7 protein-coding genes, 5 tRNA genes, 2 rRNA genes and 1 pseudogene are annotated in these 12,092 nt (G+C 54.6%); 2 read left to right on the top strand and 13 right to left on the bottom strand.

All coding sequences use genetic code 11. The annotated features are described in order from the left end of the window. Window position 1: 1 nt before the first annotated feature. The 6 genes from secE to SGP1_RS01070 all read right to left on the bottom strand — a co-directional run bounded on the left by secE (window position 2) and on the right by SGP1_RS01070 (window position 2,444). The gene (gene secE / locus SGP1_RS01095) at window positions 2–385 is read right to left on the bottom strand and encodes a preprotein translocase subunit SecE (RefSeq protein WP_011409993.1); all 384 of its coding nucleotides are present in this window, start codon (window positions 383–385) and stop codon (window positions 2–4) included. 256 nt (window positions 386–641) lie between these two features. Next, the gene (gene tuf / locus SGP1_RS01090) at window positions 642–1,826 is read right to left on the bottom strand and encodes an elongation factor Tu (protein WP_011409992.1); all 1,185 of its coding nucleotides are present in this window, start codon (window positions 1,824–1,826) and stop codon (window positions 642–644) included. Window positions 1,827–1,937: 111 nt separating this feature from the next. Continuing rightward, window positions 1,938–2,013: transfer RNA gene (locus SGP1_RS01085), tRNA-Thr, on the bottom strand. Between the two features lie 4 nt (window positions 2,014–2,017). Next, window positions 2,018–2,092 (bottom strand) — tRNA-Gly (locus SGP1_RS01080). 181 nt (window positions 2,093–2,273) lie between these two features. Further along, a tRNA-Tyr gene (locus SGP1_RS01075) sits at window positions 2,274–2,358 on the bottom strand. A 10-nt stretch (window positions 2,359–2,368) separates the two neighbouring features. Then, a tRNA-Thr gene (locus SGP1_RS01070) sits at window positions 2,369–2,444 on the bottom strand. A gap of 403 nt (window positions 2,445–2,847) precedes the next feature. On the opposite strand from SGP1_RS01070, the gene coaA reads away from it, so the two are divergent. Both coaA and pepE read left to right on the top strand, forming a co-directional pair. Beyond that, on the top strand, window positions 2,848–3,798 hold the full coding sequence (gene coaA / locus SGP1_RS01065; RefSeq protein WP_011409991.1) for a type I pantothenate kinase: 951 nt from the start codon (window positions 2,848–2,850) through the stop codon (window positions 3,796–3,798). Between the two features lie 410 nt (window positions 3,799–4,208). Next, window positions 4,209–4,830, top strand: a pseudogene (gene pepE / locus SGP1_RS23000) (dipeptidase PepE); the annotation flags it as partial. 162 nt (window positions 4,831–4,992) lie between these two features. Here the strand turns inward: pepE and birA are convergent. The 7 genes from birA to SGP1_RS01025 all read right to left on the bottom strand — a co-directional run bounded on the left by birA (window position 4,993) and on the right by SGP1_RS01025 (window position 12,069). Next, window positions 4,993–5,952 (bottom strand): bifunctional biotin--[acetyl-CoA-carboxylase] ligase/biotin operon repressor BirA, encoded by a 960-nt coding sequence (birA, locus tag SGP1_RS01055; RefSeq protein ID WP_011409990.1) that lies wholly within the window; start codon window positions 5,950–5,952, stop codon window positions 4,993–4,995. Then, complete coding sequence (murB, locus tag SGP1_RS01050; RefSeq protein ID WP_011409989.1) at window positions 5,949–6,986, bottom strand: UDP-N-acetylmuramate dehydrogenase; 1,038 nt, start codon at window positions 6,984–6,986, stop codon at window positions 5,949–5,951. Before murB ends, birA begins: the two co-directional genes overlap by 4 nt. Window positions 6,987–7,123: 137 nt before the next feature. Beyond that, on the bottom strand, window positions 7,124–7,450 hold the full coding sequence (locus SGP1_RS01045; RefSeq protein ID WP_011409988.1) for a hypothetical protein: 327 nt from the start codon (window positions 7,448–7,450) through the stop codon (window positions 7,124–7,126). A gap of 88 nt (window positions 7,451–7,538) precedes the next feature. Next, a complete protein-coding gene (locus SGP1_RS01040; protein ID WP_148203326.1) occupies window positions 7,539–7,868 on the bottom strand; it encodes a hypothetical protein in 330 nt (109 codons plus the stop codon). A 561-nt stretch (window positions 7,869–8,429) separates the two neighbouring features. Beyond that, window positions 8,430–8,545: ribosomal RNA gene (rrf, locus tag SGP1_RS01035) — 5S ribosomal RNA — on the bottom strand. A gap of 196 nt (window positions 8,546–8,741) precedes the next feature. After that, window positions 8,742–11,746 (bottom strand): 23S ribosomal RNA (locus tag SGP1_RS01030). A 247-nt stretch (window positions 11,747–11,993) separates the two neighbouring features. After that, window positions 11,994–12,069: transfer RNA gene (locus SGP1_RS01025), tRNA-Ala, on the bottom strand. Window positions 12,070–12,092 lie beyond the last annotated feature (23 nt).

Here is a 12,092-nt window from a genome sequence, read left to right as displayed (position 1 = left end):
CTTAGAACCTCAGGCCAGTAATAAACGATACCACACGGACCAGAATGCCATCCAGCCCCCACAGAATCAGTGACATCACGGCGGTCACCGCGGCGACGATTAACGTGGTATGTAACGTTTCCTGGCGGGTCGGCCAAATCACTTTACGTACTTCGGTGCGCGCTTCACGCGCAAACGCAACGGTGGACTTGCCTTTGGCAGTTATCATGGCCACACCGCCCGCGATAGCAATAATAAGCACGACAGCCAGCGCTCGCAGCAGCAAGTGGTAATCGCGGCAGTAATAGTTACCGACGATAGCCACGACCAACAGAATCGCGACGACTAACCACTTAACCACTTCCAGGCCGCGCCCGCTTCCTTGAGCTTCGGTATTCGCACTCATAAAAAAACCTGTCACATAGGATTCAGACAAACAACTTATAAGCCCCGCAAAGCGTGAGGCTACCAATCGAAGTATGCCCTGGATGAGCAACATTACCTCGCGCCACAGAACAAGAGCCTATCTCTCCAATGATTATGACTTAAAATCGCTGATGAGATAGGTTCTCTGTCACAGCGTAGAAAAAGGGCATCGAATCATGCCCTTTAACCGCATGTCGCGTCAAATGGTTATTCGACAAATGTCGGCAATTGCCAGCTTAAGCGATAACTTTGGCAACAACGCCGGCGCCAACGGTACGGCCGCCTTCGCGGATAGCGAAACGCAGGCCGTCGTCCATGGCGATCGGGGCAATCAGATTAACAACCATCTTGATGTTGTCGCCAGGCATGACCATTTCAACGCCTTCCGGCAGTTCGATGGTACCGGTCACGTCAGTCGTACGGAAGTAGAACTGCGGGCGGTAGCCTTTAAAGAACGGCGTGTGGCGGCCGCCTTCGTCTTTGCTCAGAATATAAACTTCTGATTCAAACTGGGTGTGCGGCTTGATCGAGCCCGGCTTGGCCAGAACCTGACCACGCTCTACGTCGTCACGCTTGGTACCGCGCAGCAGAACGCCAACGTTCTCGCCGGCACGGCCTTCGTCCAGCAGTTTACGGAACATTTCAACGCCGGTGCAGGTGGTTTTGGTGGTGTCTTTGATGCCGACGATTTCCACTTCCTCACCCACTTTGACGATGCCGCGCTCTACACGACCGGTGACCACGGTACCGCGGCCGGAGATGGAGAACACGTCTTCGATCGGCAGCAGGAACGGCTTGTCAATGGCGCGTTCCGGTTCCGGAATGTAGCTGTCCAGCGCTTCTGCCAGTTCGATGATCTTGGCGGTCCAGGCTTCATCGCCTTCCAGCGCTTTCAGCGCCGAGCCGCGGATAACCGGCGTGTCGTCGCCCGGGAAGTCGTACTGCGACAGCAGTTCGCGCACTTCCATTTCTACCAGTTCCAGCAGCTCTTCGTCATCGACCATGTCGCATTTGTTCATGAACACGATGATGTACGGTACGCCGACCTGGCGACCCAGCAGGATGTGCTCGCGGGTCTGCGGCATCGGGCCGTCTGTCGCGGCAACCACCAGAATAGCGCCGTCCATCTGCGCCGCGCCGGTGATCATGTTTTTCACATAGTCGGCGTGTCCCGGGCAGTCTACGTGCGCGTAGTGGCGGGTCGGGGTATCGTATTCAACGTGTGAGGTGTTGATGGTGATACCACGGGCCTTTTCTTCCGGCGCGTTGTCGATCTGATCGAACGCGCGCGCGCTACCGCCGTAGGCCTTGGCCAGAACGGTGGTGATGGCGGCGGTCAGGGTCGTTTTACCATGGTCAACGTGGCCGATAGTACCGACGTTAACGTGTGGTTTTGTGCGTTGAAACTTTTCTTTAGACATCGATTGTCCCTCTAAGACACGAATATATCGGTGGTATCACCACATCAACCAGGCAACATGCCTGCTGAATTTGTTTTCTTACAGAAAGGGAATCAGGAGGGAGACTAGAAGTGGTGCTGATAGGCAGATTCGAACTGCCGACCTCACCCTTACCAAGGGTGCGCTCTACCGACTGAGCTATATCAGCACATTGGAGCGGGCAGTGGGAATCGAACCCACATCATCAGCTTGGAAGGCTGAGGTAATAGCCATTATACGATGCCCGCATCTTGAAACTCGGCTACCTGATATTTCTGTAGATTGTAGATTGATGCCAGGATTCCGGGCCGATGCTACGCATCGTTGTCTTTCTGCGCTCGGCCCGAACCTTGATCGAGGGTTCTCACCCCTTCCCCCACTGCGCCATGATGCTCTGCAGCCGGGTGTGTATCGTGCTTGATACGAATTTGGTGGTGGGGGAAGGATTCGAACCTTCGAAGTCTGTGACGGCAGATTTACAGTCTGCTCCCTTTGGCCGCTCGGGAACCCCACCAGATTTTTTTTGGTGCCGGCAGAAGGAGTCGAACCCTCGACCTACTGATTACAAGTCAGTTGCTCTACCAACTGAGCTATACCGGCATCAAGTGATGCGCATTCTAGGTAGAGCGGACGACCTATGCAACAAAAAAATCGCGTAATTCGCACTTTCGCTCAGAAATTACCCAATTTCACAACGGTGCGCGCAAAATTGGTTATTATTCATGCTCGAAGCAGTGGAATATCACGCTTTAGCCTGCATAGTAGCACTGTCGGCGCAACGGGTACAGCCCCGGCGTAGCCCTGTTTACTTATCAATGACCGCACACCGGTAACGGCAGGGGCGACGGCGGCCGAGGATCGCACGTCAGGCTCACAATTCCTCACCCGCGGCAGAAAAAACACTCTACGCTGGGTACGAGGCTGTCTATACTATGCAGCTTGTTTTCTTTCCGGGTTAGCGTCCTGCGCCCTGAATAGACTGTGCAACGGGCTGGCTCACGTTATGATTAAAGCTGTGCAATCTCCCCCCACACCATACCTGCAATTCAGCCGCAAACAGTGGGCCGCGTTGCGTAATTCCGTGCCGCTGACGCTCACCGAAGCGGAAATCGTCAATCTCAAGGGGATAAATGAAGATCTTTCCCTTGAAGAAGTGGCAGAGATTTATCTGCCGCTGTCGCGTTTGCTCAATTTTTATATTAGTTCCAATCTGCGCCGCCAGGCCGTGCTGGAGCAGTTCCTTGGCACCGACGGCCAGCGTATTCCCTATATCATCGGCATCGCCGGCAGCGTGGCGGTAGGCAAGAGCACCACGGCGCGCGTGCTGCAGGCGCTGTTGAGCCGCTGGCCCGAACACCGCACGGTAGAGCTGGTGACGACCGACGGGTTTTTGCATCCCAACAGCGTACTCAAGCAGCGGGATCTCATGAAGAAAAAGGGCTTTCCGGAGTCCTATGATATTCGCAGCCTGGTCAATTTCGTCTCGAAAGTGAAATCAGGCACGCCGCGCGTGACGGCCCCGGTCTATTCCCACTTGATTTACGACGTTGTGCCCGACGAACAGAAAGTCATTTCCCAACCGGACATTCTGATATTGGAAGGATTAAACGTGTTGCAAAGCGGCAGCGATTATAACCATGATCCCCACCACGTGTTCGTCTCCGACTTTGTCGATTTTTCCATCTATGTCGATGCGCCTGAGACGCTGCTGCAGAGCTGGTATATCAATCGTTTTCTAAAATTTCGCCAGGGAGCGTTTTCCGATCCCGACTCCTATTTCCACCATTATTCCCAGCTTTCCGAGCAAGAGGCGGTCGCCATCGCCAGCCAGCTGTGGAGCGAAATCAACGGCCGCAACCTGCAGCAAAACATTCTGCCTACCCGCGAGCGCGCGAGTCTTATCCTTGGCAAAAGCGCCAATCATGCGGTGGAGAGAGTCCGGCTGCGCAAATAGGGTCGTGCCGCTACTGCGGCAGACCCACCTTACTCCTCCTCCGGCATCGCGTCAGCGCGAATCTGCACGCCGCCGCAGATCCCTATCCATGCCCAATGCGCTTTTGCACCTACGCCGCCCTGTTTATTGGCGCCAGATGTCTCCCCAGGTATTATAATGCTTTTAGTGTCAGTCTCGGGTGTATCCGGTTCGCGTGGTCGACCCGGTCCGCAGAGCAACGAATGCTCGCTGTTATTCAATCGAGAGGCCCGTTAAGCGGTTTGTTTCAATCGACCGGCTGCGGTGCCCTCCGTTCCATCGGCCGCCTTCCTAGCCAGCGCAGGCCGGATACGGGCGATAATGACGACCCGCGCAGACTTCTACCTTATCTGCCCGATATCGGGCGGCACTGTTTTTGAGGGGGGGAATGAATGGAATTATTATTACTCAGTAACTCGACATGCCCCGGTAAACGCTATCTGGAGCACGCCATCGTCCCGATTAGCGACCTGCTGCGGGGCAGGCGGCGGGCGCTGTTCATACCGTTTTCCGGCGTCATCGTCGATTGGGACGCCTATACCGATAAAGTCAGACAAGCGCTAGAGCCGCTGACCGTCGAGGTAACGGTATCCATAAAACGGCAGACGCCGGTGCGGCCATGGCGAATGCCGAGGTCATTATCATCGGTGGCGGTAATACCTTTCATTTGTTGAAACACTGTCGCGACCGTGGCTTGCTGCGTGCGATCCACCGCCGGGTGCAGGAGGGCGCCGCCTATATAGGCTGGAGCGCCGGCGCCAATCTGGCATGCCCCACCCTATACACTACTAAAGATATGCCCATTGTCGATCCGGGCGGTTTTAACGAGCTTGGGCTTATCAATTTCCAAATCAATCCCCATTATACCAATCAGCTGCCCGCGGGCCATCAGTGCGAAACCCCCCAGCAGCGGCTAGATGAGCTCTTGCGGGCACGGCCGGAGATGACGGTGTTGGGGTTGCCCGAAGGCGACTGGTTAACGGTGGTCGGGGCGCAGCAACGCTTGCCGGCCCCTACGATCGGCGCTTTATCAATCACGCCGATTTGCCCGAGCCGCGGGCGTGCTGACGCCGGGGAGTCTGCTCCCCTGAATTAAACGTCAGCGCCCAGCCTGGCGACGGGACGGCTTTGGGCTGCTGCCCATCGCCGCCGTCCTCAGCGGCAAAAGCGTCACGGCTACTGGCCGCGCAGCGATATCTCTCCGCCCAAATAGGCATGCAGTTTCCCTTCCTGATCCAGCAGCAAGGCCCCCTGCGCGTCGATGCCGCGCGCAATCCCCTTGATTTCCCGTTCGCCAATAAGCAATTTCACCGGCCGGTCAAAGAAGTTGTCCAGCGCCTGCCAGCGGGCGACAAACGGTGCGAACCCGTCACGCTCGAATTGCCACAACGCCTGCCGCAGCGTGTCGGTCAATTCAGCGGCCAATGCGTTACGGTCGATGGCAATACCCGCTTCCTGCAAGTTAATCCACCCTTGGTCGATTTTACCCGCAGCGCCTTCGCGCATCGCCAAATTGATTCCAGCGCCTATGACGACATGGGCGGCATCACCAGCCTTACCGGAAATCTCCACCAGGATCCCGGCCAGTTTGCAGTCGTTCAGATAGAGATCGTTCGGCCACTTTACGCGAACCCCTTCTGCGCCAAGGCGTTGCAATACCTCCGCCATGACAATACCGACCATCAGACTGAGGCCACCTGCCGCCGACGGGCCTTGCTCAAGACGCCAATACAATGACAAATACAGATTATTGCCGAACGGCGATATCCACTGTCGACCGCGCCGGCCGCGCCCTTGCGCCTGATACTCCGCCACGCAGGCATCTCCTGGCTGTGCAATGCCGATACGTTCGATTAAATACTGATTGGTGGAGTCAATTACCGGCAGCACCGCCAGCCGACCCGCCGGTAAGCGCGCGCGGATGACGCTTTCATCCAGTAATTGCAGCGGAGCATATAAACGATAGCCTTTGCCGGGCACCGTAAAGACATCCACACCCCAGTCGCGCACCGTTTGAATGTGTTTGTTGATGGCAGCACGGCTCATTCCCAACACCGCACCAAATTGTTCGCCAGAATGGAATTCGCCATCGGCCAATAAACTAATCAGTTTAAGCGGGATGGTCACGTCTCTCATGTTATTGCTCCCACCGCATCCACTTCGCCAAAGGCACCAATAAACCGCACTTCAGGCTCCAGCCAGACCGCAAACCGCTCCGCAACCTGTTGACGCACATAGCGCGCCAGCGCGGCAACATCCTCACCCGTCGCGTTATCAGCATTGACCAAAACCAGCGCCTGTTTATCATGCACCGCCGCACCGCCGAGGCGATAGCCTTTAAGTCCGCAGCGATCGATAAGCCAACCTGCCGCCAGCTTCACCCCGCCCTCCGGCTGAGGATAATGGGGGGCATCAGGGTAGCGGCTTAACAGTCGTTCCGCTCTCGAGGCATCAATAACCGGATTTTTGAAAAAACTACCGGCGTTGCCCTGCAGCGCAGGGCCGGGCAATTTCGTGCGACGCATCGCGCAAACCGTATCATAAATCAGCCGCGGTGTGGCTTGCTGCGGATCCAGGCGGGCCAGAACTCCATAGGTCAATACCGGTTGCCAGGCTTTGGCGAGCCGAAGGCCCACCGCAACAATGGCGTGGCGTTCGCGCAGCGCGTGCTTAAAGATACTGTCGCGGTAACCGAATTGACATTCAGCTGCACTCAGGCGACGTAAGGTGCTGGTTGCCAACTGCAGCACATCGACATAGTCACAGAACTGGCGCAGCTCGACGCCATAAGCGCCAATGTTCTGGATCGGTGCAGAACCAACGCAACCGGGTATAAGTGCCAGATTCTCAAGACCCGGCATATGTTGTTCGAGACAGGTGCGCACCAGGTCATGCCACACTTCTCCAGCGCCGACGTGCAAATGCCAAGCATCGGGGCACTCTTCGATTGTTACGCCCGCAATCCGGTTCAGCAACACGGTGCCGGCATAGTTTTCCAGAAACAACACATTACTACCACCACCCAACACCAGCACCGGCGTAGCGTCGTCCGCAGCCTGCCGCCATAGCGTGAACAGCTCGGCTTCCGTATACGCCGCGATTACGCGCCGTGCCCGCACATCAATGGCAAAGCTGTTCAGGGGCTTTAACGCTCCACTGTCCGTCATCATTACATAACCTGTCTTTACTTTTATTGCCGTTAGTCTACTCGATCGCACTAGAAGGCAGCGAGTGACATTTTATGACGCGGGCGTGCCTGGGTACGTTCCTAGTGTTCGCTTAACGTTGGGCAACGTTGCAACGTCGCTTAGCTGTCGGACTCTGTAGAATCGAGCAATTCTTTCCAGGATTTATTTATCTGCGCCAGTTGCTCCCTGAACGGCAGCGGGCTCTGGCCATGACCTTGCTTGGCCAGATTATCAAATGTCGTAAATATCTCGTCATTAGCCTGTTTTATCGGATCAAAATCTGTAGGTGTTTCAACATTTCGGGAGAAGAGTTCACCCGTAAATACACTGATTAACGGATGCATGCCTGCGCCGGTTGGAATAAATATCTTATCTTGCTCAGACACTTCTTTTCCGTTCTTCTTGGCCTCTTCATTTTTTTCGGCATCTTTATCCCTGCACTTCAATCCTCTAATCCTCTCTCCATCGAGGCCGTACCTATTTCATGTAGATACCCCTTAGGCACGGACTGACCGATTTGCTTGCAATACGCCGTCATAGCATCGAACGCTTCGCTGTATACCAACGCCATGGTTGCTTCAACAACTGCTCAAAACCCTTTCCATCTGTTGTGAGAAAATGATTGACGGTGGCTTGCATTTTCTCTTTTGCGGCGGCGATATCCTCAGGTGTCAAAGGGTTTTTTCTCATGATGGCGGCATCATGAACGGCCACAGGCGTTGACTTGGCATTATCGGCGGGTTTTTCAGCGCTAGTTAACTTGTTCCCAACAGCGGACAAAAACTTATATGTGCTTATCATCCCGCCAATGCAGCGATTGGTAACCGTTGTGCTAAAAGTTTTCGCATTATTCTCAATTGTCATGATGCAATGCAAAATCTGACGACTCTAGTCACTTTTAGCGGACGTTTTCGCGCTGCCATTATCCGTCTGTTCCGGTTTTAGAATGTAACTACCCGTTTTAGAGCCAATAAACATGCAACTCTCCTTCTTATGATTGTCGAATTTCGGATTATATTAAGCGTGGCTAAGCACTGACCTGATACTACCTGGCTATAAAAGCCATTACGCCGTGGTCGCGCAACGTCGCTCCGTTGATCAAAGGGTATTAGACAGCACTCATTATCCGGCAACCATCAAATTTCGATATAACGAATCATTTGCGGCCCTTAGGTGGGGGAAGATTTGTCACGCCGCCGGCATATTAAGTGACTTAATTCGTGCGGCAGCACCCGTTACAGGCAAAAACAGTAGCAGGGGGGTGCGCCTGACCGCGGGCGCAAACGCGCCTTTATCGGAGAGAAAGTTGACTGTTGCGTCGCCGGCAGCAGGTCGCCATGGTCCTCAAAAACAAAAAGCCCTCTGCGGTTGCAGAGGGCTCGTTGATACTGCTCGTCACGGGCTACCCGTTAGGACGTAATGGATGCCTGGCAGTTCCCTACTCTCGCATGGGGAGACCCCACACTACCATCGGCGCTACGGCGTTTCACTTCTGAGTTCGGCATGGGGTCAGGTGGGACCACCGCGCTCGTGCCGCCAGGCAAATTCGTTTTCCGCACCGCTTTCACCATGCAGACTGCTCTTGCTGCCCAACCCTCACTTGCGTGACCATCGGGCGTTATCCGGAACATCGCTGATATCGTCTTTCTGGCGCTCGCGTTCATGTCGCTTGCGCTTTGCCGCTAACGTTCGTTACAGCTCTGGCTTTCGCCCTCTCTCAAACAGCTCAGGTGTTGTAAGGTTAAGTCTCACGGGTCATTAGTATCGGTTAGCTCAACACCTCGCAGCGCTTACACACCCGACCTATCAACGTCATCGTCTTTAACGTCCCTTTAGGAGGCTCAAGGCCTCAGGGAAGACTCATCTCGAGGCAAGTTTCCCGCTTAGATGCTTTCAGCGGTTATCTCTTCCGCACGTAGCTACCGGGCAATGCCATTGGCATGACAACCCGAACACCAGTGGTGCGTCCACTCCGGTCCTCTCGTACTAGGAGCAGCCCCTCTCAATCTTCCAGCGCCCACGGCAGATAGGGACCGAACTGTCTCACGACGTTCTAAACCCAGCTCGCGTACCACTTTAAATGGCGAACAGCCATACCCTTGGGACCTACTTCAGCCCCAGGATGTGATGAGCCGACATCGAGGTGCCAAACACCGCCGTCGATATGAACTCTTGGGCGGTATCAGCCTGTTATCCCCGGAGTACCTTTTATCCGTTGAGCGATGGCCCTTCCATGCAGAACCACCGGATCACTAAGACCTGCTTTCGCACCTGCTCGAGCCGTCACTCTCGCAGTCAAGCTAGCTTATGCCTTTGCACTAACCTCACGATGTCCGACCGTGATTAGCTAACCTTCGTGCTCCTCCGTTACGCTTTGGGAGGAGACCGCCCCAGTCAAACTACCCACCAGACACTGTCCTCGGCCCGGATGACGGGCCTGAGTGAGAACATCAAACATTAAAGGGTGGTATTTCAAGGTTGGCTCCATGCAGACTGGCGTCCACACTTCAAAGCCTCCCACCTATCCTACACATCAAGGCTCAATGTTCAGTGTCAAGCTATAGTAAAGGTTCACGGGGTCTTTCCGTCTTGCCGCGGGTACACCGCATCTTCACGGCGAGTTCAATTTCACTGAGTCTCGGGTGGAGACAGCCTGACCATCATTACGCCATTCGTGCAGGTCGGAACTTACCCGACAAGGAATTTCGCTACCTTAGGACCGTTATAGTTACGGCCGCCGTTTACCGGGGCTTCGATCAAGAGCTTCTCCTTACGGATAACCCCATCAATTAACCTTCCGGCACCGGGCAGGCGTCACACCGTATACGTCCACTTTCGTGTTTGCACAGTGCTGTGTTTTTAATAAACAGTTGCAGCCAGCTGGTATCTGCGACTGGCTTCAGCTCGGGGCGCAAGGCCCTCCACCTACATGCCAGCGTGCCTTCTCCCGAAGTTACGGCACCATTTTGCCTAGTTCCTTCACCCGAGTTCTCTCAAGCGCCTGGGTATCCTCTACCTGACCACCTGTGTCGGTTTGGGGTACGATTCGATGTGACCTGGAGCTTAGAGGCTTTTCCTGGAAGCGTAGCATCAATTCCTTCACTACCGTGGTAGCTCGTCATCACGCCTCAGTGTTATGAAAGAGCGGATTTGCCTGCTCTTTCCACCTGCACGCTTGAACCGGGACAACCGTCGCCCGGCAAACCTAGCTTTCTCCGTCCCCCCTTCGCAGTCACACCTAGTACAGGAATATTAACCTGTTTCCCATCGACTACGCCTTTCGGCCTCGCCTTAGGGGTCGACTCACCCTGCTCCGATTAACGTTGAACAGGAACCCTTGGTCTTCCGGCGAGCGGGCTTTTCACCCACTTTATCGTTACTTATGTCAGCATTCGCACTTCTGATACCTCCAGCAGCCCTCACAGGCCACCTTCACAGGCTTACAGAACGCTCCCCTACCCAACGGACGTATCCTTAAAACGCCTTGCCCTTGTCCGGCTGTTGCCGACTTAACGGGAATGTGGCTTGCACGCGCCCGCTCATCGTCGCGTGGAGCGTTTTAAGTGATACGTCCGCTGCCGCAGCTTCGGTGCATGGTTTAGCCCCGTTACATCTTCCGCGCAGGCCGACTCGACCAGTGAGCTATTACGCTTTCTTTAAATGATGGCTGCTTCTAAGCCAACATCCTGGCTGTCTGGGCCTTCCCACATCGTTTCCCACTTAACCATGACTTTGGGACCTTAGCTGGCGGTCTGGGTTGTTTCCCTCTTCACGACGGACGTTAGCACCCGCCGTGTGTCTCCCGTGATAACATTCTACGGTATTCGCAGTTTGCATCGGGTTGGTAATCCGGGATGGACCCCTAGCCGAAACAGTGCTCTACCCCCGTAGATGACTTCACGAGGCGCTACCTAAATAGCTTTCGGGGAGAACCAGCTATCTCCCGGTTTGATTGGCCTTTCACCCCCAGCCACAAGTCATCCGCTAATTTTTCAACATTAGTCGGTTCGGTCCTCCAGTTAGTGTTACCCAACCTTCAACCTGCCCATGGCTAGATCACCGGGTTTCGGGTCTATACCCTGCAACTAGACGCCCAGTTAAGACTCGGTTTCCCTACGGCTCCCCTATACGGTTAACCTTGCTACAGAATATAAGTCGCTGACCCATTATACAAAAGGTACGCAGTCACACCCCGAAGGATGCTTCCACTGCTTGTACGTACACGGTTTCAGGTTCTATTTCACTCCCCTCGCCGGGGTTCTTTTCGCCTTTCCCTCACGGTACTGGTTCACTATCGGTCAGTCAGGAGTATTTAGCCTTGGAGGATGGTCCCCCCATCTTCAGACAGGATATCACGTGTCCCGCCCTACTCATCGAGCTCACAACAAGCGCACCTTCGGATACGGGGCTATCACCCTCTGTCGCCGGACTTTCCAGACCGTTCTCCTGATGCGCAAGCTGATGATGGCTCTGGGCTGTTCCCCGTTCGCTCGCCGCTACTGGGGGAATCTCGGTTGATTTCTTTTCCTCAAGGTACTGAGATGTTTCAGTTCCCCTGGTTCGCTTCGTCAAGCTATGGATTCACCTGACAATGATGCAACGAGTTGCACCGGGTTTCCCCATTCGGACATCGCCGGCTGATAACGCTTCATATCAGCTCACCGGCGCTTTTCGCAGATTAGCACGTCCTTCATCGCCTCTGACTGCCTAGGCATCCACCGTGTACGCTTAGTCACTTAACCTCACAACCCTGAGCTGTCTGCGCGCTACAGTGATAACGCTTGCGCGTTACCTCAGGTTTGCTTACTTCGTTTGAGAGACTCGCATACTGAGTTTGCACTTCAGCATGTGTTTCAAATTTTCAGCTTGTTCCGGATTGTTAAAGAGCGGTATTTCGCAGCGCGCTTGATAAACGCGCTCTGAAATAACACTACAGCAAAAAAAACCTTCTCATACCCACAAATGACCAAACCCGACTCCACAGCGAAATGGTGGAGCTAAGCGGGATCGAACCGCTGACCTCCTGCGTGCAAAGCAGGCGCTCTCCCAGCTGAGCTATAGCCCCAAGTCGTTTACCTTGCATATGCC

The sequence above is a fragment of the Sodalis glossinidius str. 'morsitans' genome, assembly GCF_000010085.1.
Lineage (GTDB): Bacteria > Pseudomonadota > Gammaproteobacteria > Enterobacterales > Enterobacteriaceae > Sodalis > Sodalis glossinidius.
The sequence above is the reverse complement of the archived record's forward strand: the minus strand, read 5'-3'. Positions and strand labels throughout refer to the sequence as shown.

Excerpts from the sequence above, each read along its gene's own strand:
- secE (WP_011409993.1), bottom strand. The coding sequence starts at position 385 with ATGAGTGCGAATACCGAAGCTCAAGGAAGCGGGCGCGGCCTGGAAGTG.
- tuf (WP_011409992.1), bottom strand. The coding sequence starts at position 1,826 with ATGTCTAAAGAAAAGTTTCAACGCACAAAACCACACGTTAACGTCGGT.
- coaA (WP_011409991.1), top strand. The coding sequence starts at position 2,848 with ATGATTAAAGCTGTGCAATCTCCCCCCACACCATACCTGCAATTCAGC.
- birA (WP_011409990.1), bottom strand. The coding sequence starts at position 5,952 with ATGAGAGACGTGACCATCCCGCTTAAACTGATTAGTTTATTGGCCGAT.
- murB (WP_011409989.1), bottom strand. The coding sequence starts at position 6,986 with ATGATGACGGACAGTGGAGCGTTAAAGCCCCTGAACAGCTTTGCCATT.
- SGP1_RS01040 (WP_148203326.1), bottom strand. The coding sequence starts at position 7,868 with ATGACAATTGAGAATAATGCGAAAACTTTTAGCACAACGGTTACCAAT.